Source organism: Microbulbifer taiwanensis, assembly GCF_014904815.1.
GTDB lineage: Bacteria > Pseudomonadota > Gammaproteobacteria > Pseudomonadales > Cellvibrionaceae > Microbulbifer > Microbulbifer taiwanensis.
The window spans coordinates 26,200-49,196 of the sequence record NZ_JACZFR010000029.1 but is presented as its reverse complement, the minus strand read 5'-3'; the positions used below and the strand labels follow the sequence as shown (position 1 = coordinate 49,196).

Below are 22,997 nucleotides of genomic sequence, written 5' to 3'. Positions count from 1 at the left end.
TGGTGGTCTGGGCAGTACGCCCCTGCCGGTGATATCACAGCGGCACAATCATTGTCTTCGACGCCGTGTCCCGGGTGCGGCCTGGCTGCGGTTTGAAGGGTTTCAGTGCAATCCGGGCCGAGCCGGGTGGCACCGGCGACGTCACCGCCACGCAGAGCAGGTAGCGCCGTGCCAAGGTGTGGAGGCTGAACTGGAAACGGCCCAATTCCCGCACCCTGCATTCTAACCAGCCCGCCGGATCCGCGTTACAGAGGCACATCAGGTCGAACTCAAGCGTCGGGAAGGGCAGCCGGAGACCCAGGCCGCACGCCTTCGACACGGCTTCCTTGATGCACCAGACCCGCGCCAGCAGCGCGTCGCGATCAGCGCCGGGTACACGGCGCAACTGGTCGCACTGCGCCGGGCTGAGCAGATGCCTGGCGGCGAGGCCTGCGCCGTGATCCCGGGCCAGTGGTTCGAGATCGAGACCGGGGTCATGGGTCCGGCTGAGCGCAATGGCGACCGCAGTACCGCTATGGGAAATACTAAAGCGTACCGAAGCCGCCTCCCGGTTCAAAACCCTCGGCTTGCCGTGGCCGTCCGCGGCGATCTCCCAGCGCGCGGGCGGGATACCGGATCCGCTCTCGGCGGACAGGGCGCGACGCAGCATATAGCGCCCGAGCAGAAAGTGCAGGCCAGCCGTCCGGTTGACGATTGAGCGATACCTGCTCTGCTCGGCCTTGCTGACGGTGGTGAAGACGGTTCGCGGGTCGCGCTGCAACAGTGGTTCGAATGACGTCGTGGTGGCAATCCGGAGGCTTATATCGTCGTCAACGGGGATCTTCACGGGTGGCGCTCAGAAAGAGTAGTGCAACTTGAACTCGATAAAGTCCTCGTTCCGGACCGGGTACAGCCAGTTATCGTCGCGGCCGGCGTTGAGAAACACCAGCGCCCGCGTTTCGAAGCGGAAATAGTCGCTCAGGCGGTGCTCCAGCCCCAGGTCCAGGTAGTTGCCCTGGCTGTCGAAGTCGTAACTGACCACACCGCGGAAGCTGCTGTTGCCGATATCTCCGAAGCTGGTCCTGAGGCCGATAAAAAGATCGTTCTGGCCCAGTGTTTCGGCCCGCTCGCCCCGGTCGTCGACCAGGTACTCGGCGATCAGCGACAGCTCCTGAATGCCGCCCGGCAGTGAATAGACGGGGTACTCGATGCCGACGTTGGCGGCGAAGAAACCCTGATCCAGCTCGCGCCCGGTCTTGGCTTCCAGCTTCAGGGTCGCTTCGTGGAGCAGGTAGAGCGCATCCAGTAGCAGGTTCTCGGTTTCGATGTAGAAAGGCGTCCACTCCGTTGCTGTCGGGCTGCGCCGGATCAACAGCGGCGACCGCCGTGTCCCCTTGAAGTAGCCGAGTCCAGCCTCGAGATCACCGGCGTAGAAGAGACCGCGCAGGGCGATATCGCCACCCTTGTCGGGGGTCTCGAAAAGGGCCCGCTGCGACACCGGCAGCCCGAACGCGGGGCGCTCGGGGAATTCGCGTTCGCGAAAGGTCGGCAGGTAGAAAAGCGACAGCTCGCCGTTGCCGAAACGCAGCCCCAGCGATACGAAGGTCTGCCCCATCTTTTCCTTGCTGTCGACTGCCTGGCGCAGGTCCGCCTGGTTGAGCACATTGACGACGTTGATCGATTCCGAGACACCCCAAAAGAAGGTTCCGACACCGGCGCCCAGCGACAGCCGGTCGTGTCGCCAGTGGAGGCTGGCCTGGCGGATATCGGCGTAGCGGCGCTCCTCGTCCTGCGCGTCCCAGGCACCGAACAGCCGCAACTTGAAATCGGTGTCGCCGATGCGCCCCTCTGCATCCGCTTCGCCCTGGACGCCGGGGGCATAGTCATAGCTGTCGCCGATAGCGAGCGGTGCCGCCTGTGCGAATGCGCGAGCTGTGGCCGCGACGTCCACGGAGTGCTTGTCGATCTCTGTGTCCGCGACGGCCGGCCGGGTAGCCAGGCTCAGGCTCAGCATCGCCCGCGCCGCTTTGCGCAATAACCCCATGCTCTCAATCCCGCAGTGTATTGCGATGGAAATTTGCGGCCGAGAGACCGGTCTGGAACTGGATGCGGCTGTAGCTCAGGATGGTTACGTTTCCACTCTGCTGATTGCGCATCGCCACTTCCAATGGACGCCAGTAGCGATCCTCGTAGAGCCGGAAATCCTTTGCGGTAAAGGTCTTTAGCAGTGCCTCCTTGCGGTCAAAGTAATCGATGCGGAAGATGCGCTGGGCACTCTGGTCGACCCACACCCGCTGCCGGCTGTAGGCGGAGTGCGTATCCTCGGGCATCCGGTCGATGACATCGCACATCAGGATACCTTCGCCGCAAGCTTCTGCCCGCACATAGGCATAGCGGAAATCATCGACCTCCTTGTCGGCCAGGTCCTCGAATGAAAACTCGCTGCCGACGAAAGCACCACTCTTGTTACGCGACGAGATCCGCTTGATACGCGTGTAAGCCGGTAAATATAGCCACTGCTCATCGGCGTCGTCGGGCTGCGGATGGGTGAGCAGTGCCGTGCCGCGGATATCGGCGGGGAAGTCGAATCGGATCAGCGACTTGTCGCCACCGTCGCGGTTCTCGAGAATGCTAATTTCGAGTTCGCGTCGGGTTTCGTCCCCGCTTCTGTTGCGCAGGATCATCGTCAGTTCGGCGACGCTGTCGCTGTACCCCAGATCGCGATTTTCGACTGCCACGGCGATCTCACGCCCCTTTGCTGCGCCAGTATCCGCAGCCTGTAGCTGAAGGCTCAGCAGGCCGCACAGCAGCGTCACAGGAAACAGGAGGCGGTAATCATTTCGCATTGTTGAGCTCCTTGTCGTCGCGGAATTGCAGTGTCGCTACTGCGGGCGCCCGTCGCATGAAGGTCAGCACCAGCGCCGGCAGCAGTATCAGGTCGAAGATCAGTGCCAGCACGATGGACATGCCGGTGAGCATGCCCATCTGGGCGTTTTTCTCGAAGGCGGAGGTCGACAGCAGCAGGAAGCCAACCACCAGCAGCAGCGAGCTGATCAGGATGCCGCCCATGGTTTTGCCGAAGGTCTCGCGCACACTGTCTTCGGGGCTGAGGCCCCGTTTCAGACCGTCGACATACTGGTAGAGGAAGTGCACCGTATCGTCGACGATGATGCCGATCGCCATCGCCGATACACCGGCCAGCCCCATCGAGATTTGGCCGTTGACGAGATACCAGAAACCGAAGGCCGCCGCGACTGGCAGCATGTTTGGTATCAGGCTCAGCAGGCCGATATAGGGCGAGCGGAACACGAGCATCAGTGTCAGCGAAATCACCACGAATGCGAGCGAGGCCCCTTCGAGCAGGCTGACGATGTTGGACTGGCCGATATGGGAAAAGATCACCGCGGGGCTGCTGTGGTAGATGCCGATGGCCTGCGGCCGGTGCTGCCGCAGCCAGTCCTCGACCCGCTCCTCGAAGGCGATCAGGCCCACGGAGCTGAGGTTTTTCAGTCGCGCAGTCAGTTTCACCGAAGACTTGTCGAAGCTGACCTGATGGGTCACGTCGCGCCCGAACGGCAGCGACATTTCATACAGCAGGAACTGCTGCGCCGCTGTGGTGGCATCGCCCGGCAGGTGGTAGAAGGCCTGGTCGCCACCGTTCATCAGGCGGTTGAGATCCTTGATCCGGTGCAGTGGGCTCGCGGTGGTGAAGACTTCGGGCTGCTGTCGCAACCAGGCCTCGAACTGCTCGAGAAACTGCAGGAATGCCGGCTGGAACATACCGTTCTGCTCCGGCACCGAGAGCGAGTAGTCAATGGTGTAGATACCGGAAAAGTGCCGGTCGATGCGCTCGGCATCGGCGCGGAACGGCTGCGACTCATCGAAGTAGCGGATCAGGTCGTCGTCGAGCTGGTTCTGTGGGCTGAGCGCGGCGAGGCCGAGGGACAGCGGCAGCATCAGCCACAGGATCGGCCGGCGGCGGGCGATCACCCAGTCCGACAGCGGGGCCATGCGATCGAGCAGCCGGTTGGCGCCGGTGGCCCGCGATGAGAAACGGATCCGCAGCAGCAGTTGCGGCAGTACCGTCAGCGACAGCAGCAGCGAAAACAGCACACCCAGCGCCACTATGTTGCCGAGGTCGCGAAACGGCGGCGAGTCGCTGAAGTTCATCGCCAGGAAACCGATGATGGTGGTGATATGGCTCACCGCGATCGGCTTGAGGTTGCGCCGGTAGGACTGCAGCACCGCTTCTTCGCGGGAAACGCCGCTGCGGATCTGGCGCTGGATATAGCTGAGGATATGGATGGCCGACGCCACGATTACCGTGAACATGATGATCGGGGCCGACACCGACGGCGCCGACAGTTGAATGCCGAGCCAGCCCGCCAGGCCCAGGGAACCGAGCAGTGCCAGTACGACCACCACCATAATAGCGCCGCCGGCGGCCGGCGAGCGGAGAATCAGGCCGGCGCTGATCAGCACGAAGAGGATCATCAGTGGAATCAGCGTGACGAAATCTTTTTTCGCTGCCTGAAAGAAGGCGCCGTTCATCTCCACCACGCCGGTGACGGAGAAGCGGTGATCGGGATAGTCCGCCTCGAACGACCGGATCAACCCATCGACGGCGCCGGTGACGGCCAGTACTTCGGCCTTGTGGTCGATTCCCGGCAGCCGGATGGTGGCATTGATCGCGGTGTAGCGGCCGTCCGCGCTCAGCAGGTTGCCGACCAGGTCCCGCTCCCCGCTGGCGGCGGTTTCGATTAAAGCGATCCGCTGTTGTGTCAGTTCGTCGAGCTCGTAGACGAATTCCTCGATCAGGATGTCATCGCCGTCGGCGGAGCTGTAGGGGAAATTGGTCAACGAATCGACCCGGGAAACGTGGGGCGCCCGCCACAGCGCCCGCGTCAACTCGTGTACCAGGCCCAGCGTGCGCGGGTTGTAGATGCGCCCGTCCCCGGGCTCGATCATGATGAACACGTTGTCGGTGGTGCTGTAGGTGTCCAGCATTTGCTCCAGGCGCTGGAGGTCGCGGTCGTCGTCGTCGAAGAAAACGCGATAGTCGCTGGCCAGCCCCATCCGGGTCAGGCCGGCGGCCGACGCCAGCGTCAGCAACAGTACCAGTGCCAGCAGCCAGCGGCTGGCGCCAGAGCGGATGATCCAGTCCGTCTTTATACCCTTGTTCAAGGTGTTTCCTTCCCGTCCGATAAAAAGGTTTGCAGCGGCACCATCACCCGCTCCACGTCCACCCCGACGCCCATCACCAGCTCAGACGCCCGGCAGCTGAGCCATTTGCTACCCACCAGGAAGAGGCCGGGTTCGGGCGTCTCGCCGTACTCCTCGATGAAGCCCCGATCGTCGACACAGTGCGGCAGCTTCATCCAGTCGGTGCGGTCGCGATAGCCCGTCGCCCAGATCACGGTATCCACGTCGCGCCAGCCGGTGGAATCGAAGCGGATGCGACGGCCGGAACACTCCTGTGCCCGGCCGACAATCTCTACGCCCTTGGCCTGCAGGCGGCGGTTGTTGTACTCGCCGCAGGGTACGGGGTTGCGCTTTTTCAGGATCCGCGCAACCAGGCTGTTCTTGTCGGCATAGAGAATGCGCAGCCGGTCGAGCCACCAGAAAATGTCCCGCCCGAGCAACCGGTTGGGGGGCAGGCCGCGGGGCGAACCGGTGGCTAGCAGCAGGCTGCAACGCCCCGCCAGGCGATCCGCGATCTGGCGTCCGCTGGCGCCGTCTCCGATCACGGCGACGGTGCGACCGTCGGCAATGGCATCGGTGGAGGCGATACAGGCGTCGAGCTGCTGCACCTCCCCGGCCAGCTGTGCGCTGATCGCCGGCACCTGTGGCATCTGGTTGGCCCCGGTGGCGTTGACGACACTGCTGGCCTGCAGCGCGGTGCCGTCGGCGAGAGTGGCCTGGAAGCCGCCGGTCGCGAGGCGATCGAGGCGCATCACTTCGCTGTGCTCGCGAATCCGCAGTTCGAAGTGCTCGGCGTAGCGGGCCAGATAGTTGGCCATTTCCGCCGTGGTCGGGAAACCCTGCGGGTCGCCCGGGAACGCCAGCTCCGGCAGGGCACAGAACTGCCGCGACGTGAACAGCCGCATGCCCTCGAGCCGGTTGCGCCAGACGTCGCCGATAGCGTCCCGCTCCAGCAGCAGATAGTCGAGTCCGCTCTGCTGCAGGCGGCGCGCTGTGTGGAGGCCGAACTGGCCGCCACCGATTACCAGGCAGTCGATAGGCGCCATCAATTGCGCTCCCGGGCCGTGTCGGCGAAATGCTGCTCCAGGTGGGCAGTCAGGGCGTTGATGGTCGGGTAGTCGAAAGCCAGCGTCGGATCGACCTCGATGGACAGGTGATCCTCCACCAGGGCCGAGAGCCGGACGTGGTCCGCCGAGTCCAGGCCCAGGCTCGAAAAAGAGGTGTCACTGTGCTCCTCGATCGAGAACTCCGGGGTCTTGGCAACGATGAAGTCGGCGATCTGCTCCATCAGGGGTTTCAGGCAAAAATCAGCCGTCATCTTGATTTCCTCTCATGTGGTCAGGCGGGCTGCGTCTCTTCGGCGGCGATCAGTGCGCGGCAGGCGGTGCGCCGGACCTTGCCGCTGGTGGTTTTCGGAATGTCGCCGGGTTTCACCAGCAGCAGCCGGTCGAGGGCGACGTCGTGCGCCGACATCACCGCCTCGCGCAGCTCCTGCCGCAGTTCGGCGTGGTCGCGGTTGAGAAAGGCGTTGCGGCGGATCTCGACGATGGCTGCCAGTCGGTTTTCGCCGCCGCTCTCCACCGTGAACACCGAGGCACCGTTGTTGCCGGCCACGTCCGGATGGCCGCTGCATGTGCGCTCGATATCGTAGGGGTAGAGGTTGCGGCCCCGCAGTATCAGCATTTCCTTGATGCGCCCGGTTACGAAGAGCATGCCGTCGCGCACGAAGCCCATATCGCCGGTCCGCAGATAGCGGCGGCCGTCGCAGGGCGACAGCCGGGCGCCGAACTGCTGCGCGCTGATCCGCGGATTGTTCAGGTAGCCCCGGGCGACCGAGGCGCCGCTGATCCAGATCTCGCCGATGCGGTCGGCGCCGGTAAGCCGGCCGCTCTCCGGGGCGACGATGCTCACCGCCAGCCGGGGCGTGATGCGGCCGCAGTTGACCACCCAGCGGCCCTCTTCGGCAGTCTGCAGCCGGCCGCGGTCGAACGCCGCGGGCTCGAAGGCCAGGGTTTCAATGCCGCTACGCGCCGGCCCCCCGGAGACGAACAGCGTGGTCTCCGCCATGCCGTAGCAGGGGAAGAAAGCGTCGGCGGAGAAACCGAGGGGCCGGAAGCGTTCGGCGAAGGCCCGCATGGTGTCGGCGCTGACCGGCTCTGAGCCATTCAAGGCCACCGTCCAGCAACTGAGGTCGAGGCCCGACAGGTCCTCCCGTGTGCCGATGAACTTGACGCAGTGCTCGTAGCCGAAGTTGGGCGCGGCGGAGCTCTGGATGCGGTAGCGCGAGATCAGTTCCAGCCAGCGGCGCGGGCGCTGGACGAAGTTCATCGGCGGCATGGAGACATAGGTGCCGCCGAGGAACAGCGGCTGCAGCAGGTGCCCGATCAGCCCCATGTCGTGGAACTGCGGCAGCCAGCCGCCGGCGATTAAACCTTTGCGGTGACCGCAGGCCTGCTGGATCGCCAGTTGGTTGTCGACGATATTGGCGTGGCTCACCATCACGCCCTTGGGCAGGCCGGTGGAGCCGGAGGTGTACTGCACGAACGCCAGCTGTTCCGGGGCCGGCTGCGGCAACCCGACGGCTTCGGTGGATCCTGTCTGCTGCTCGTCTATCCAGGCCTGCTCGCCCAGCTCAATCTGCGGTGATTCCGCCAACTGCCCGGACAGCTGCTCGCGGGTCCGGGCGGTGGTGAGGATGGCTTTGGTTTTCGCGTCCTCGAGGATTCGCACCGTGCGCTCGAGCTGCTGCGCATTGCGGCTGAGGTTCAATGGTACGGCAATGGCGCCGGCGGCGAGGCAGGCGAGGAAGTTGACAACGAAGTCGATCCCGGCGGGGAACAGCAGCGCCAGGGGCTGACCGCCATAGCCCCGCTCCACCAGCAACCGGGCCCGCTCCTGGACCTGCCGGTTCAGTTCCCCGTAGCTCAGCGACAGGGCGCTGTCGGGGCCCTGGGGCTGGAAGACGCAGGCGACTCGGTTGGGATCGGCGGCCACGTGCCGGGCGAACACATCCATGAAGCGCGGGGCCGGTAAAGTCTGATCCATCATGGGCCCGCTTTCCCTATCCGTTGAAGCTCATGGTCTTGAGCTGCTGCACGCACCGCTCCAGCGAATCGACGAAGCGGTCGATATCGTCCAGCCGGGTAAAGCGGCCAAAGCTGATCCGGATCGCGCTCTGGATGGCCTCGTCTGCGAGCCCCATGGCCTGCAGTACCGGCGACAGCTGGCGGGTCTTGTTGTTGCTGCAGGCGGAACCGATCGACACTACGATGCCGTCCTTCTTTTCCATCAGCAGTGCCAGCGCCTCGCCGCGGACACCCGGAACCGACAGGTTGAGGGTATTGGAAAGCGCGCCCGCACAATCGCTGAGGCCGTTGATGCGTGTTTCGATGGCCGTCTTTCGGAGCCGCTCGAGCAGCCGCTGCTTGCAGTCCAGGCAATGCCGGTCCCAGCGTTCGAGTTCGCGCCGACATTCGTCCGCCGCCTCGCCGAGCCCGGCGATGGCTACCAGATTCTCGGTGCCCGAGCGCATCGCCATCTCCTGGCCGCCGCCGTGGATCAGCGGCGAAATGCGGTCTATGTCGCGGATATAGAGGCCGCCGATGCCCTTGGGGCCGTAGAATTTGTGCGCCGACAGAGAGACAAAGTCGGCCCCTAGCGCCTCGACATCGAGGGGCCGCTTGCCGACCGCCTGGACGGCGTCCACGTGAAACGGAATGTCGCCGGCGCGGGCCAGCGCTGCCACCTGTTCCACCGGCTGAATCACACCGGTTTCATTGTTGGCGTACATCATCGAGATCAGCCTGGTGTCGGGCCGTATGGCGTCGGCGACGGCCTCCAGGCTGACGGCGCCGCTCGCGTCCGGTTTCAGGCAGGTGACTTCGAAGCCGAATTGCCGGGCGCAGTAACGGATGGTCTCGATCACCGAGGGGTGTTCAATCGCCGTGGTCAGAATGTGGCCGGGCGCGGCCAGGTCGTTCAGCAGGCTGCCCTTGATGGCCCAGTTGTTGGCCTCGGAGCCGCCGGAGGTGAAGAACACTTTTTCCGGCACCGTGCCCAGCAGGCGGGCGACCCGGGCCTTGGATTCCCGGATCAGTTCGCGGTTGCTGGTCGAGGGCCGCGTGCGGCCCGACGGGTTGGCAAAGAGCCGCAGCGCCGCGGTCATCGCCGCCGCGGCCGCCTCGGAAACTGGTGTCGTGGCGTTGTAGTCGAAGTAGCCTTCGATCGGATGCATATCCATCATGTGGTGGCCTCCCGGCAGTCTTCGCCCGCCAGGTCGACCAGCCGTCGGTGCAGCTGCTGCAGTATCTCGACGCAGTGGTACTGTGACGGTTCCAGCTCGCCGAGCATGGCCTCGATCTCACTGTCACTGCGCTCGCCGAGACGCGCCAGCACCAGTCTCTCGAGCGAGGCGCAGAAAATATTGGCCGTCGCCACCGAAGTGGCGCAGCCCCAGGCCCTGAAGCGGGCGCTGTCGACCCGTCCGCCGGTGGCGCTGATCTGTATGCGTATCCGGTCCCCGCACACCGGGTTGCCGATTTCGTACTGGTATTCCGGTCCGTCGATGTCGCCGACGTGGGCCGGGTCGGAAAAGTTGTCGATGATGATGTCGTTGTACATGCGCTGGCTTCCCCTTTGCCGGCAACGATCAGGCGACGACCGGGCAGCTGCCGCTGGCGGCCTGCTCGGCATCAAGGTCTTCCAGCCGTTTGTCCAGGTTCACCGCACAACAGCCGAACTCTTTCGACTCGGGTAAGCGCATGACGTACTGCATGCGCTGCCCGCTGCGACCGGAGCGGCTCGGTTCCGGCAGCAGGCGCACCAGGTCCTCGGTAAGCATGAAGCCGGGTGTGGAACGGGCCAGCGGATCGAGAATTGCGAGCTGACCGGTCTCCCCAGGTTCGACCTCGCGGTCCAGTTGTTTGGGATCGCGCACGGAGAAGTGAATGAACGGGGATACGTGTTTGACCCCGTGTTCGTCGTCGATGGCCACGACGTTGGACTCGACCAGCGCATAGATATCGCGAATCTGGCTTTCCTCTACGCCCAGGTACTCGACGCACTCGCGATTGAACTCGGCCCGCGACAGCATCTGGCCCGAGAAGCGCTTCCAGCCACCGAGCGTGATGATGTAGCTGTTCTTGTCGAGCTTGATGCGGGTGTCGGTGGCCTTGAGGTAGCTGATGAAACGGTTGATCAGAAACGGCGGTCCGATCAGGTGGCGGTTGAACTTTTGATTCCACTCTTCGAGCTGTGCCAGCGCCTCTTCCGGCTTGAACGATTCCTGCCGGACCATGAACCGGTGGGTATCGAGTAGGCCTGCAAGCATGTTGAGTGCCTTGATCATACCCATCTCAGGGATTTCCTCGGTCGAGGGACAGAGATAGAGACCAGCGCCCTTGGAGATCTTGAGGAACTCGCGATACATCGCGTAGATGCCCAGCACCGCATTGTCGATCGTTTTCGCGCAGCGGCGGGATACGCTTGGGATACCGGAGGTACCGGTGCTGCGCATTTCCAGTTCGACGTCGCGCAGGCTGATGGACAGCAGCTTGTGGCTGTCATTCGATTTGAACAGTTCGATGGGGATCAGGGGTATTTTGACCAGGTCCGCCGGCGTTGAGATGCTGTCGGGCGTCACGCCCTTGCCGTCGCACGCGGAGCGGAAAAAAGGGTTGTTCGCGTAGTGATGGGAGAAGGCCTCGTGGATCAGCCCTGTCTTGAATTCCAGCAGCTTTTCGTCCGGCATGGAAAAAAGTTCCGGCACCGATGACAGTGCCACCTTCAAGGGGTCCAGTCCGCTGTTCTTCAGTAGGCTGTGCAACTGAGTCGACATTTCAATCTCCATTTAAAAATTCCTTTTTCTCGGTTTTTACCGTCGGCACTAGCGCCTTGGATTCTGTTTCCTGATTGAATTCATGTGCCGCCACCACTGGTCGCAGATGCTCGCCCTGTATGACGGATTTCGGCATGTCGGAAAACACTGGTGGACGTTTATGGGATCAGTTGTGTTATTCGAATTATGTATATCCTGATTCTTTTTATGACAGAATTGTTAAGGTTGGCCGAAGATATTGGGCGTATTTTGCAAAGTCAACTCTTTACAGGCTTGCTGATTTTCTGTTGTCTTCTGGTGGCTGGGGGTTGTTGTGCGAAAAGTTAGTTTTTTATCGGAAGAAAATCGGATTTCCTTCCGTTGTTCTATCTATAACATGACTATTGGTGTGGAGACGCATTTGCTTCGGGTAAATAATTTGATTTTTAGGATTGCCGATTAGCGCTATAAATTTTCAGTGCCGTCCGGAAAAAATACTAAATTTTTTTGGTACGATTATTTCAATTGCTTTGGCCTTGTCCGTAACTGTGACGGAAGGCCCGTCTTAAAATGAGACGATCGTTATGCCCGGGTTGGTCGCAGGATATTGTTGGTGAGGGGAGGCGCTTTCAGCTGGTACCGATGAATCAGTTTGCGCGAATTCACGATTGCAGGCGGAAAGCGCTGGCGCCCGCGTAGAGAAAACCAGATGGGTAGGGCGGGGAGTCAGGCTCACATCATCGGCGGGGCAGCTGAATGGTTGCGCAAAGACCGCCAACATCGAGGTTTTCGAGAGTCAGCTCACCGCCATGGGCCTGTATGATGTTGCCGGCGATGGACAGGCCCAGGCCGACACCGCCGGTGCGGCTGTTACGGGATTTTTCCAGCCGGTAGAAGGGGCGCATTACGGCGGACAGTTCGCTTGCGGGAATTCCGGGGCCATTGTCATCGACGGCAATTTGAATGGCGTCTGGCAATTGCTTCAGGCTTACCCGGGCCTCGCCGCCGTATTTGATCGCATTGTCGATCAGGTTTTGCAGGCCGCGGCGCAGGGCCGCCGCGCGCAATTCGAGCGTAAAGTCGCCGCTTCCCGTGTCGCACAGCACCGGGTAGCCCTCTTCACTGAGGTCGTCACAGAGGCTCTCGACCATGGCGCGCAGGTCGATCCTGCGCGGTGCTTCGCTGGGCTCCACACCGCGAACGAAATCGATTACCGACTGGGTCATCAGTTTCATATCCTCCACAACGCGCAGCATACCCTCGCGTTCCTCCTTGTCCTGCAGCATCTCGGCCCGCAGTTGCAGGCGGGTAACCGCGGTGCGCAGGTCGTGGGAAACTGCCGCGAGCATTTCCGTCTGGCCGTGGACCAGCCGCGCCAGGCGCTGCTGCATCCGATTGAATGCACGGGCGGCCGCGGCAATTTCGTCGGGTCCGGATTCCGGCAGTGACGGGGCATCGATATTGGTGCCGATACTGTCGGCGGCGCGCGCCAGCTTGCCCAGGGGCTCCACAGTTTTGCGGATCAGGTAGCCGGCCAACAGCAGGGCCACCAGGCTGGAAAACAGCAGGTAGACCACCACCGCGTCGTGAATCAGGGATTCCCCTTCCGGCAGGATCGCGTGGAAGACCGCGCGCTCGTCGTCGGGAAAATTGATCGAGACCAGGACATCATAGCCGTGCAGCGGCTCGCGCCGGCTCAGCAGGGGAGAGGGTTTCAGGCGGCGCAGGCAGACGCGGGCGTTGAATCCCGGAACGTCGGCGAAGGCGGCGCCGAGGGATTCTGTCAGGCGCCTGGAGAAGTCGTTGTCCCGGCAGCGCTCGTCGTCGAGATTGCCGGGTTCCGGGAACATGGTCAGGAACTGTGTTTCCGCCGCCGTGAGAATGCGCTGTCGATCCCGCTCGGGAAAACTGCGGGCCAGTTCAACCACGCCGATAATGCGGTCCGCGAGGTCGGTGGCCTCGGTCAGCAGTATGGTCTTGTCCCGGTTGATCTCATAGATCGCCAGGCTGACGGTATGCGATAGAAGGAAAGCGCAGAAGAGCACCAGTATCGTGCGCGAGCGGATGGTGCGCGGGAGCCAGTTCTTCACTCTGTCTCGACCGGGTAGGTAAAGATATAGCCGGTACCCCAGGCTGTCTTGATGAGCTCCGGCTTCTTGGCATCGTCGCCGAGTTTACGTCGCAGACGGCTGATATGGGAGTCGATACTGCGGTCGAACGGAAAGCTCTCCCGGCCCTTGGTCAGGTCCAGCAGTCGATCGCGGGACAGGGGCACCTGCGGATTCTGCACAAATGCCAGCAGCAGTTCCGTCTCGCTGGTGGAAAGGGGGATCGCGGTGGAGTCCGCGTCGAACAACTCCATCTGTGCCGGATAGAAGCGCCAGCCGGCAAAGCGATAGTGGCCGCGCCTGTGGCTGGCGGCGGGCTGCCGCGCGCGGCGCAGTACGGCCTTGATCCGCGCGAGCAATTCGCGGCCGCTGAAGGGCTTCACGATATAGTCATCCGCCCCCAACTCCAGTCCGACCACCCGGTCTATCTCGTCGTCCTTGGCGGTGATCATGATCACCGGCGGCATCTTCGCATCGCTGTGCAACTGGCGACAGAGATCGAAACCATCCCGGCCCGGCAGCATTACGTCGAGCAGTATAAGGTCCACGGGTTTTTGCCCCAGCAGCGCGAACATCTCCTCGCCGTCGCCCGCTGCCTCGACCGCATAACCCTCCTCGGTCAGAAGCTGTGAGATCAGTACGCGAATATCGCAGTCGTCGTCGACGACCAGTACGCGGGCCTTGGGTTCCGCCATCGGGATCTCTTCTATTGTTGGCAAATGTTGCAAAACGTGCGGCGGAACCCGACGCGGGAGCCTGTTCGGCCGGCGCAGTGCCGCGGCGCGTGAAGTCACAACTTTAGCAAAGGCGCCGTACGGCGCCAAGTTGCGGGGGTTGTGGGAGACCGCGGTGGCCGCGGGTGTCCGGGTCGACAAACTTTGCCACACTTTTTCACCATGCTGACAATATTCGCCACAGCAAAAGTGCCAAAGTAATCGCGCTGCCAACAATAACACCGCAAAACAACGGGCAAACTATGGCGAGAACAAAGCGACTACTGATCCGTATCGGCGCGCTACTCGCGCTGGCCATCGCTCAGCCGCTGGCCGCTATGGAACCCCTGAGCGGGGAAGCGCTGGTGTCCGCCTGCAGTGAACACCAGCAGGGACTGGATGCGGCCGCTGCGTCCACCTGCCGGGGATTCATTCAGGGGTATCTGTCGGCGACCGACGAGATAGTGGCCGCGGAGGAGCGGCCGTCCGGATTTGTCGCCCGCGCCATTCGCACCCGCGCCAGCCGGTTGTCAGACGCGGCTGAGAAACGTCTCAACAGTCGCTTCTGCCTGCCTGAAGGCGAACGCCTGAACGACCTGATCGCCAAGGTCGCCGCCCAGCCGCGTGAGCTGCCTGCGGGTGCCGATGCCGCCGATGTGATGCGTCGGGTTTTCGAGACCCACTACCTGTGCGATTCGGTACCGAGGAGTTGATGGCGCACCGATACCGCTTTGCCGGTTGAATTTGCGCGAGTTTACCATGCGTTACACCATTTCCCTGTTTGCGGTGCTGGCTTTCATCTGGCTGGCCAATTCCGGCCACTACTCGCCGCTCCTGCTCGGCTTCGGCCTGCTGTCGGTGGTTTTCGTCGTGTTCGTCGCCCACCGGATGAACATTGTCGATAGCGACTCTCAGCCCCTGCATCTGTTACTCGCGCTGCCCGGTTACTACTGGTGGCTGTTCCGGAAAATCCTGCGCAGCAATCTCGAGGTGGTCGCCTGTGTCTGGCGCGGCAGTAAGTCGCTCAAGGTATCGCTCAAGCCCGCCAGCGCACGAATTACAACGTCACTGCGCGGTGATCTCGCCAGGGCGCTCTATGCAAACTCCATCACCCTGACGCCGGGCACGGTGGCCGTCGATATTGATGGCGATGAAATTCTTGTGCATGCCCTGACTGCGGACTCGCTGGAGGATTTGCGGCGCGGCGAAATGGAAGCGCGGATCAACGGGCTGGGAGTACTGAAAAAATCATGCTGACGGCAACAGCGATCGCGCTGCTGGTAGTCATGGCAATGGCGCTGGCGCGGGCCCTGCTGGGCCCGACAATCTACGACCGCATTCTCGCACTCAATGTGTTCGGTACCAAGACGGTGCTGCTGATTGCGGTGATCTGCTTCACCCTCGGAAAACCGGAGTTCCTCGATATCGCACTGGTATACGCGCTGATCAATTTTGTCAGCGTGATCGGTGTGCTGCGCTATTTCGAATTTCGCTCCCGCCGCGGCGATGGACAAGTGGGGGAGGGGGCGCCTCATGATTGAATCTGTTTTGGTTGTCGTGAGCGGGCTGGCGCTGGCTCTGGGCTGCTTCTTTATGGTGTCCGGCGCCGTGGGACTGCTGCGTTTCCCGGACTTCTACACCCGTATGCACGCCGCCGGGATTACCGATACCCTGGCCACCTTCCTGATCGTCGGCGGGCTGATGCTGATCGCTGGCTGGAGCCTGGCGCTGTTCAAGCTGGGCCTGATTCTGCTGTTTATTTTCTTCACCAGTCCAACCGCGAGCCACGCCCTGGCCAAATCGGCCCAGCACAGCGAGCTGCGGCTGGCGGAGAGCCGTGCACAGTACCCCGAACCGGCAGCGGTAGCCGCTGTCGAGCCGGAGATCGCGGTGGCAGCAGACACCGCGGATCGCATCTGACAGCAAAGGGGAACTCGATCGTGGAACTGATACTGGATATCGCGCTGCTCGCCCTGCTGCTGGTCACTGCGGCGGCTATCGCCTGGACAAGGGACCTGTTTGCGGCCGCGATGCTGGCCGGTATCTACGGCCTCTTGTCCGCCAGCTTTTTTATGACCATGGGCGCGGTGGATGTGGCCTTTACCGAGGCGGCGGTCGGCGCGGGTATATCGCCACTGCTGATCCTGATGACCCTGGCCCTGTGTGGTCGCCGCCAGCGCGCCCACCCGACTCGGGCCCTGGCGGCGCTGTTGCTGGTGGCCACGGTCGGCGCGCTGTTGGTCGCGGCGACGCTGGATATGCCGGCCTTCGGCGCTGCGGAAGCGCCGGCGCATCTGCATGTGGCACCGCACTATATCGGTGAATCCTTCGCCGAGATAGGTATCCCCAATATCGTGACTTCGGTACTGGCGAGCTATCGCGCCTTCGATACCCTCGGCGAAGTGGTGGTGATCTTCACCGCGGGCCTCGGCGTGTTGGCGCTGTTGGCGGGTGGTCGCGGAGAGGTTCCGCTTCCCAATCCGGTCGCTGCCGTCGCCGATGCGCAGCGGCAGCTGGTACTGGAGGTGGTGGCCAAGATACTGATAGCCCCGATCCTGATCTATGCCCTCTACGTGCAGTTTCACGGCGAATACGGGCCGGGTGGGGGATTCCAGGCCGGAGTGATTTTTGCCGTGGGTTTCATTCTCTACGGCCTAGTCTTCGGTCTGGACGCGGTGCGCCGGGTTGCTTCGAGCGGCCTGGTGCAGATGCTCGCCGCGGTGGGTGTGCTGATTTACGGCAGTGTGGGCCTGTTGGGTATGGCCACCGGGCGGAATTTTCTCGACTACGGCGGCCTGGCGGCAGATCCGGTCAGCGGACAACATATCGGCATCATTGCGATTGAGCTGGGGGTCGGCATCACGGTCGCCGCGGTGATGTTGCTGGTGTTCTATCTCTTCTCTGAGCAGCTGCTGAAGTCGCAGCGGGGCGCGGCTGCGCCGGCGGGGAAATCCATTACAGGGAGGGCCGGTTAAGGTGTTGCTGGCGTCGCTTTACAACTATTGGGTGGTCATAGCGCTGATGATGATCGGCTTGTACATGGTGATCGCCCAGGGCAACCTGATCAAGAAAATCATCGGGCTGAATATATTCCAGACCTCGGTTTTCATCTTCTACATCAGCGCCGGCAAGGTGGACGGCGGCAGCGCGCCGATTCTGAGCGAGGGCGAAAGTCTCTACTCAAATCCGCTGCCGCACGTTCTGATCCTGACCGCGATTGTCGTGGGTATCGCCACCACGGCACTGGCACTGGCGCTGGTCATCCGTATCCAGCGCGCCTACGGCAGTGTGGAGGAAGGGGATATCCAGGCGCTGGCGCATGAACGGACAGAAGGGAGCGAGCAGTAGTGTTGACGCACCTTCCGATACTGCAGGTCATACTGCCGCTGGTGGCGGCGCCCTCCTGCCTGTTTCTGCGCCGCGCCAGCCTGGTATGGTTGTTTGCCCTGGCCGCGTGCCTGTCGGCGCTGGCGGTCAGTGTGCTGCTGTTGCAGCAGGTCTATGCCGCCGGCCCGATCAGCTACACCCTCGGCGGCTGGCAGGCACCCTGGGGCATCGAGTACCGGATCGATCTGCTCAATGCCTGGGTGCTGCTGATCGTTTCCGGTCTCAGCAGCGTGGTACTGGCCGCGGCACACACCAGTGTGGCGAGGGAACTGGAGGGCAATCGGCAGATACTCTTCTACACGCTCTACCTGCTGTGTTTTGCCGGCCTGCTGGGTATTGTCGCCACCGGTGATGTCTTCAATGTATTCGTTTTCCTGGAAATCTCGTCGCTTGCCACCTACGCGCTGATTGCCCTGGGGCGCGATCGCCGCGCACTCTGGGCGGCTTTCCAGTACCTGATCATGGGCACCATAGGCGCAACCTTTATCCTGATCGGGATCGGTTTCCTCTACATGATGACCGGTACTCTGAATATGGCGGACCTGGCAGTGCGCCTGCCGGCAGTCGAGAATTCAGCGACGGTGCTGGCCGCTTTTGCATTTATTTTTGTCGGTATCTGCCTGAAACTGGCGCTTTTCCCGCTGCACCAGTGGCTTCCCAACGCCTACAGCTTCGCACCGTCGATCGTGACGGCATTTCTCGCCGCCACGGCCACCAAGGTGGCGCTCTACCTGCTGCTGCGCTTTACCATCACCGTTTTCGGAGTGGAGTTCTCGCTGGCCAGCCTGCCACTGGAAACCCTGCTGATCGGGCTGGGCCTGATCGGCGTCTTCGTCGCCTCTGCGGTGGCCGTCTACCAGGTGGATATCAAGCGCATGTTTGCCTATTCCAGCGTGGCGCAGATCGGCTATATGGTGGTGGGCGTGGGGATAGGCACCGTCACGGCCCTGCAGGCGACGTTGCTGCACCTGTTCAATCACGCGTTGATGAAGGGTGGCCTCTTCCTGGCCCTGGCGGGGCTGGTGTACCGGGTCGGCGGTAGCCGTATTGAAGATTTTCGCGGCCTGGGCGTCGCCATGCCCTGGACCATGGCCGCCATTGTCGTCGGCGGTGTCAGCCTGATTGGTGTGCCGCTGACGGTGGGCTTTGTCAGCAAGTGGTATCTGATCGCCGCCGCCATGGAACGCGAGCTGTGGTGGCTGGCGCTACTGGTGGTGCTGGGCTCGCTGCTGGCGGTGGCCTATATCTGGCGGCTGGTGGAGGCTGCCTACTTCCACGCACCGGCGGACGCCGGGCAGCCGCGCGGCGAAGCGCCGCTCGGCCTGCTGCTCCCCACCTGGCTGCTGATCGGCGCCAACCTGTATTTCGGTATTGATACCTGCCTGCCGGTAGAGGTAACTGCCGCGGCGGCGCAATTCCTGCTGGGAGGCGCACAATGACCGAATCGGCCCTGTTGCAACTGGCGCTACTGATCGCACCGCTGGCGCTGGTGGCTATTCAATTGACCGGCCGCTGGCAGAACCCGCGCGAAGCCGTCTCCCTGCTGGCCGCGACGGCTCTGTTTGCAGTGGTGGCGTCACTGTATCAACCGGTGCTGGATGGCAGGGAGATCGCGGTCCACTGGCTGGATCTGCTGCCCGGCCTGGCACTGGCATTTCGCATAGAGCCGCTCGGCCTGCTGTTTGCGCTGGTGGCCAGTTTTCTCTGGATAGTGACCACCCTGTACGCGATTGGCTATATGCGCGGCCACGGCGAACAGAACCAGACGCGCTTTTTCGGCCTGTTTGCGCTTTCCATCGGCGCGGTCATCGGCATCGCCTTTGCCGAAAACCTGTTCACGCTGTTTGTCTTTTACGAAGTCCTGACCCTGTGCACCTATCCGCTGGTCACCCACGCCGGCACAGACAAGGCGCGGCAGGGGGGGCGTGTCTACCTGAGCGTGCTGCTGGGTACTTCGGTGGGCTTCTTCCTGCTGGCCATTGTCGCCACCTGGCTGCTAGCCGGTACGCTGGATTTCAGAGCCGGCGGCGTCTTTGCGCCGGATTCGGACCCGGCGCTGCTGTCGGTGCTGCTGGTGCTGTTCGTGTTCGGCGTCGGCAAGGCGGCGGTGATGCCGTTTCACCGCTGGCTGCCGGCGGCGATGGTGGCGCCGACACCGGTGAGTGCACTGCTGCACGCGGTGGCCGTGGTCAAGGCGGGGGTGTTTGTGCTGCTGAAAGTCTGCCTGCTGATTTTCGGCCTGGACACCCTGAAAAGCATCCCCGCCACACAGTGGCTGCTGTACCTGGCCGGAGCCTCGATTCTGCTCGCCTCCATTGTCGCGCTGCGCCAGCAGAACCTGAAAAAACGCCTGGCGTATTCCACCGTCAGCCAGCTCGGCTATATCACCCTGGGCGCGCTGCTGGCCACCAGCGCCGGCATGACCGGCAGCGCACTGCATATCGTGATGCACGCCTTCGGCAAGATTACGCTGTTCTTCTGTGCGGGCGCGATCCTGGTGGCCGCGCACAAGACCGAAGTCGGCGAGCTGCGCGGCATAGGCCGGCAGATGCCGGTCACCATGACCGCCTTCCTGGTGGCCAGCCTGTGCATTATTGGCATTCCGCCCACCGGCGGCACCTGGAGCAAATGGTATCTGATGCTGGGCACTTTGGAGGCGCAGCAGTGGTTACTGATGGGGTTGCTGATGGCCAGCTCGCTGCTGAGCATTGCCTACCTGCTGCCGATTCCGCTGCGCGCCTTCCTCGACGGTGAGGAGCCGCCGGCGGGTGGCGCCGGGAAGGCCTCGGTTATCAGGGAGGCGCCGCTGCCGTCGGTGATTGCGCTCTCGATCACCGCGGCGGGCTGTGTCTACCTGCTGTTATTTCCCGATACCTTTTATCAGCTGATCAAGGCCGGAATCTAAGCGCGTATGAGTGGCGAAAAACAATACTTCTTCGACAGGCCGGACAATATCCGCCTGGTGCTGCGGATCTTTTACGGTATCTGTGCGCTGCTGGTAGCGGCGGATTTTGTCGTGCACCGCCATACCGAATTCCGCTGGGAGGGACTGCCGGCCTTTTACCCGCTCTATGGCTTCGTCGGCTGCGTGATCCTGGTGATTGTCGCCAAGTGGATGCGCAGCTTCCTGATGCGTCCGGAGGATTACTACGATCGCTTGGAGCTTCGGAATAACGAGGCGCGGGGAGGGCACGACGATGTTTGAAGTGGCTCCATTTATTCCATTCTTCGTTGCCGCCGCGCTGGCACTGTGGCTACGGGGCTGGCCGCGGGCGCTGTTGATGATTGCCGTCCCTCTGCTGGGGCTGGCAAACCTGTGGTTGCTGGGAGAGGGCAGCTTCGGCACCTGGTCGGTGCTGGATTTCCAGTTGCTGCTGTTCCGCGCCGACAGGCTGAGCCTGCTGTTCGGCTACCTGTTCCATGTTGCCGCGCTGATCGCGATCGTCTATGCACTGCACCTGCGCGATACGATGCAGCAGGTGGCGAGCCTGCTCTACGCCGGCAGTGCGCTGGGCGCGGTGTTTGCCGGTGACCTGCTGACGCTGTTTATCTTTTGGGAACTGCTGGCGCTGACGTCCGTATTTCTCGTCTGGGCGCGCCGCAGCGGTCGCGCCTATGTGGCTGGGTTGCGCTATTTCGCGCTACATATTCTGTCCGGACTGTTACTACTCGGCGGAATCATTTTTTACGGCCAGGCCCACGGCTCGCTGGAATTCGGGCAGATAGGCCTGGGACAGAACCCCTACGGCTGGATGATATTCCTGGCCTTCGGTATCAAGTGCGCCTTCCCCTTCTTCCACAACTGGCTGACCGATGCCTATCCGGAATCCACCCCCACCGGCACCGTATTCCTGAGTGCCTTCACCACCAAGGTGGCGGTCTACGCCCTGGCGCGGGCCTATCCGGGCACCGAACTGCTGGTGTATATCGGCGCGACCATGGCCTGTTTCCCGATCTTCTATGCGGTGATCGAAAACGACCTGCGCCGCGTGCTGGCCTACAGCCTGATCAACCAGCTGGGCTTTATGGTGGTGGGTATCGGCATCGGTACATCGCTGGCCATCAATGGCGCTGTGGCGCACGCGTTCAACGATGTGATTTTCAAGGGGCTGCTGTTTATGTCCATGGGCGCGGTGCTGCACGTGACCGGGCGCATCAACGGCTCCGAGCTGGGCGGGCTCTACAAGACGATGCCCAAGACCACGGTGCTGTGTATTATCGGGGCCGCGTCCATTTCGGCTTTCCCGCTGTTCAGTGGTTTCGTCAGCAAGTCGATGGTCATGAGCGCGGCGATCAAGAACGGTTACGACTGGGTGTGGCTGATACTGCTGTTCGCCTCGGCCGGGGTATTCCACCACGCGGGGATCAAAATTCCGTACTTCGCCTTTTTCGCCCACGACTCGGGGCTGCGCGCCAAGGAGCCACCGGCCAATATGCTGGTGGCCATGTCCATCGCTGCGGCCCTGTGCCTGGCGGTGGGCATTTATCCGCAGGCGCTGTACAGCCTGCTGCCATTTGAAATGGCCTACACGCCCTACGATGTCACCCACGTGCTGACGCAGCTGCAACTGCTGTTCTTCTCTGCGCTGGCGTTTGTGTGGCTGAACTTGCGCCGGCTGTATCCGCCAGAGTTGCCGTCGGTAAACCTGGATGTCGAGTGGTTCTACCGCCGCTTGCTGCCGAATGCCGCGCGCGGCTTTGTCGCCGCTGCCTTCCGGCTGGACCAGCGCCTGCGCGGTGCAGCCCTGAAAGGCGTCGGTAATCTGATTGAGGGCATCAGCGGCCATCACAAGCCCGAGGGAGTGATGGCACGCAGCTGGTTGACGGGCAGCATGGTGGCGGGTGTGGTGCTGTTGCTGGGAGTTTACCTGCTGCTTGGCTTCACTCTTTAAACAGTCAGAGTTTGCCAGGCATCGAAGCATTGCCGCGCCCGTCAGTGCATCACGGCAACTTTTTGTTGCTGGCGGCGCAACGTCGGTGAGACGCGCACCATATCAATCATCGCGTCAATATAGCGCTCTCCCAACTCACCCAGATCACCGATCTGCGGCTGCAGTAGCCATTCTTCGAGCACGCCGACCAGGGCGCCGTGCAGCATCGGCACCGCCAGGTCGATATCCAGGTCTGCGGGCAGTTGGCCCTTGGCCACCGCCATGCTGATCAGCTCGCGCATGCGCTCGACACCCTCGGCGTGGCCCTGTATCAAGCGCTGGTGAATCTCGCCGCTCTCGGTGACCAGTTCACAGCGGTGGAATACGATTTCCAGGATCAGTTGCCACTGGCGGTTGCTGGCCACTTCCTGGAACAGCCATAGCCAGCGGGTGCGCAGTACCCCCAGGGGATCCTTCTTCAGTTCTTCACCGGCGGACTCGCACAGCTTCTCACCGGGGAATTTCACCCGCTCGGTCAGGGCGGCGAAGAGGTCGCCCTTGTTGCGGAAGTGGCCGTAGACGGCGCCGCGGGTGACTCCGGCCAGCTCGGCGATCTCCGTCAGGGAAGGGCGGGCCACACCGTGTTTGTGGAACACGGTAATGGCGGCATCCAGTATCCGCTCGCGGGTCTCCAGGGCATCCTCTTTTCTGCGTTTGGCCATCGGCTTGTCGAACCTGTTACAAAAGTCACTAAATTCACTTGATCCCGGCGGGGGCACCGCTGGCCGCAGTCGAATTGAACTCTGTCGATTCGGCGCGGTTAATAGCGACCAGTACCTACGGGTGGTTCGCTTTGGGCCGCCGGGCTATCCGGGTTTGGTTGGGCATTCTATTTTATATTCATGCATGAATAAATGTTTGA

Annotated in this window: 24 protein-coding genes; 10 read left to right on the top strand and 14 right to left on the bottom strand. The window is 62.3% G+C overall.

Annotated elements, in window-relative coordinates; translation table 11 throughout:
* Positions 1-34: 34 nt before the first annotated feature.
* The 13 genes from IG627_RS11665 to IG627_RS11610 all read right to left on the bottom strand — a co-directional run bounded on the left by IG627_RS11665 (position 35) and on the right by IG627_RS11610 (position 13,799).
* The gene (locus IG627_RS11665; protein WP_193192545.1) at positions 35-826 is read right to left on the bottom strand and encodes a 4'-phosphopantetheinyl transferase family protein; all 792 of its coding nucleotides are present in this window, start codon (positions 824-826) and stop codon (positions 35-37) included.
* A gap of 9 nt (positions 827-835) precedes the next feature.
* Positions 836-2,023: a hypothetical protein gene (locus tag IG627_RS11660; protein ID WP_193192544.1), complete on the bottom strand. Its 1,188-nt coding sequence runs from the start codon at positions 2,021-2,023 to the stop codon at positions 836-838.
* Positions 2,024-2,027: 4 nt separating this feature from the next.
* A complete protein-coding gene (locus IG627_RS11655) occupies positions 2,028-2,825 on the bottom strand; it encodes an outer membrane lipoprotein-sorting protein (RefSeq protein ID WP_193192543.1) in 798 nt (265 codons plus the stop codon).
* Complete coding sequence (locus tag IG627_RS11650; protein ID WP_193192542.1) at positions 2,815-5,163, bottom strand: efflux RND transporter permease subunit; 2,349 nt, start codon at positions 5,161-5,163, stop codon at positions 2,815-2,817. The genes IG627_RS11655 and IG627_RS11650 overlap by 11 nt, the downstream gene beginning before the upstream one ends.
* Complete coding sequence (locus IG627_RS11645; RefSeq protein WP_193192541.1) at positions 5,160-6,227, bottom strand: flavin-containing monooxygenase; 1,068 nt, start codon at positions 6,225-6,227, stop codon at positions 5,160-5,162. The genes IG627_RS11650 and IG627_RS11645 overlap by 4 nt, the downstream gene beginning before the upstream one ends.
* Positions 6,227-6,499, bottom strand: a complete 273-nt coding sequence (locus IG627_RS11640; RefSeq protein ID WP_193192540.1) for an acyl carrier protein — start codon at positions 6,497-6,499, stop codon at positions 6,227-6,229. The genes IG627_RS11645 and IG627_RS11640 overlap by 1 nt, the downstream gene beginning before the upstream one ends.
* Before the next feature lie 20 nt (positions 6,500-6,519).
* Complete coding sequence (locus IG627_RS11635) at positions 6,520-8,226, bottom strand: fatty acyl-AMP ligase (RefSeq protein ID WP_226864979.1); 1,707 nt, start codon at positions 8,224-8,226, stop codon at positions 6,520-6,522.
* 16 nt (positions 8,227-8,242) lie between these two features.
* A complete protein-coding gene (locus IG627_RS11630; RefSeq protein ID WP_193192538.1) occupies positions 8,243-9,424 on the bottom strand; it encodes a cysteine desulfurase family protein in 1,182 nt (393 codons plus the stop codon).
* Positions 9,421-9,801 (bottom strand): iron-sulfur cluster assembly scaffold protein, encoded by a 381-nt coding sequence (locus IG627_RS11625; protein WP_193192537.1) that lies wholly within the window; start codon positions 9,799-9,801, stop codon positions 9,421-9,423. Before IG627_RS11625 ends, IG627_RS11630 begins: the two co-directional genes overlap by 4 nt.
* Before the next feature lie 28 nt (positions 9,802-9,829).
* Positions 9,830-11,017, bottom strand: coding sequence for a LuxE/PaaK family acyltransferase (locus IG627_RS11620; RefSeq protein WP_193192536.1), 1,188 nt, complete (start codon positions 11,015-11,017; stop codon positions 9,830-9,832).
* Position 11,018: 1 nt separating this feature from the next.
* A complete protein-coding gene (locus IG627_RS20885; RefSeq protein ID WP_226864978.1) occupies positions 11,019-11,165 on the bottom strand; it encodes a hypothetical protein in 147 nt (48 codons plus the stop codon).
* Positions 11,166-11,733: 568 nt separating this feature from the next.
* A complete protein-coding gene (locus IG627_RS11615) occupies positions 11,734-13,086 on the bottom strand; it encodes an ATP-binding protein (RefSeq protein WP_193192535.1) in 1,353 nt (450 codons plus the stop codon).
* Positions 13,083-13,799 (bottom strand): response regulator, encoded by a 717-nt coding sequence (locus IG627_RS11610; RefSeq protein ID WP_193192534.1) that lies wholly within the window; start codon positions 13,797-13,799, stop codon positions 13,083-13,085. The genes IG627_RS11615 and IG627_RS11610 overlap by 4 nt, the downstream gene beginning before the upstream one ends.
* A gap of 281 nt (positions 13,800-14,080) precedes the next feature.
* On the opposite strand from IG627_RS11610, the gene IG627_RS11605 reads away from it, so the two are divergent.
* From IG627_RS11605 to IG627_RS11560, 10 genes are read left to right on the top strand one after another with little or no spacing between them, the layout of a single operon-like run.
* The gene (locus tag IG627_RS11605) at positions 14,081-14,530 is read left to right on the top strand and encodes a Rap1a/Tai family immunity protein (protein WP_193192533.1); all 450 of its coding nucleotides are present in this window, start codon (positions 14,081-14,083) and stop codon (positions 14,528-14,530) included.
* A 46-nt stretch (positions 14,531-14,576) separates the two neighbouring features.
* Complete coding sequence (locus IG627_RS11600; RefSeq protein WP_193192532.1) at positions 14,577-15,074, top strand: Na+/H+ antiporter subunit E; 498 nt, start codon at positions 14,577-14,579, stop codon at positions 15,072-15,074.
* Positions 15,068-15,358 carry a monovalent cation/H+ antiporter complex subunit F gene (locus tag IG627_RS11595; protein WP_193192531.1) on the top strand — a complete coding sequence of 97 codons (291 nt, stop codon included), beginning with the start codon at positions 15,068-15,070 and terminating at the stop codon, positions 15,356-15,358. The genes IG627_RS11600 and IG627_RS11595 overlap by 7 nt, the downstream gene beginning before the upstream one ends.
* Positions 15,351-15,737, top strand: a complete 387-nt coding sequence (gene mnhG / locus IG627_RS11590) for a monovalent cation/H(+) antiporter subunit G (protein ID WP_193192530.1) — start codon at positions 15,351-15,353, stop codon at positions 15,735-15,737. The genes IG627_RS11595 and mnhG overlap by 8 nt, the downstream gene beginning before the upstream one ends.
* Before the next feature lie 20 nt (positions 15,738-15,757).
* Complete coding sequence (locus tag IG627_RS11585) at positions 15,758-16,792, top strand: DUF4040 domain-containing protein (RefSeq protein WP_193192529.1); 1,035 nt, start codon at positions 15,758-15,760, stop codon at positions 16,790-16,792.
* Position 16,793: 1 nt separating this feature from the next.
* Positions 16,794-17,165 carry a cation:proton antiporter subunit C gene (locus tag IG627_RS11580; RefSeq protein WP_319024556.1) on the top strand — a complete coding sequence of 124 codons (372 nt, stop codon included), beginning with the start codon at positions 16,794-16,796 and terminating at the stop codon, positions 17,163-17,165.
* Positions 17,165-18,643: a monovalent cation/H+ antiporter subunit D family protein gene (locus IG627_RS11575; protein ID WP_193192528.1), complete on the top strand. Its 1,479-nt coding sequence runs from the start codon at positions 17,165-17,167 to the stop codon at positions 18,641-18,643. The genes IG627_RS11580 and IG627_RS11575 overlap by 1 nt, the downstream gene beginning before the upstream one ends.
* Positions 18,640-20,109, top strand: coding sequence for a proton-conducting transporter transmembrane domain-containing protein (locus tag IG627_RS11570; protein WP_193192527.1), 1,470 nt, complete (start codon positions 18,640-18,642; stop codon positions 20,107-20,109). Before IG627_RS11575 ends, IG627_RS11570 begins: the two co-directional genes overlap by 4 nt.
* A 6-nt stretch (positions 20,110-20,115) precedes the next feature.
* On the top strand, positions 20,116-20,409 hold the full coding sequence (locus tag IG627_RS11565; RefSeq protein WP_193192526.1) for a hypothetical protein: 294 nt from the start codon (positions 20,116-20,118) through the stop codon (positions 20,407-20,409).
* Positions 20,402-22,096 carry a Na(+)/H(+) antiporter subunit D gene (locus IG627_RS11560; protein WP_193192525.1) on the top strand — a complete coding sequence of 565 codons (1,695 nt, stop codon included), beginning with the start codon at positions 20,402-20,404 and terminating at the stop codon, positions 22,094-22,096. The genes IG627_RS11565 and IG627_RS11560 overlap by 8 nt, the downstream gene beginning before the upstream one ends.
* Before the next feature lie 41 nt (positions 22,097-22,137).
* Here IG627_RS11560 and IG627_RS11555 read toward each other — a convergent pair whose 3' ends face one another.
* Positions 22,138-22,797: a TetR family transcriptional regulator gene (locus IG627_RS11555; protein ID WP_193192524.1), complete on the bottom strand. Its 660-nt coding sequence runs from the start codon at positions 22,795-22,797 to the stop codon at positions 22,138-22,140.
* Between the last annotated feature and the right edge of the window lie 200 nt (positions 22,798-22,997).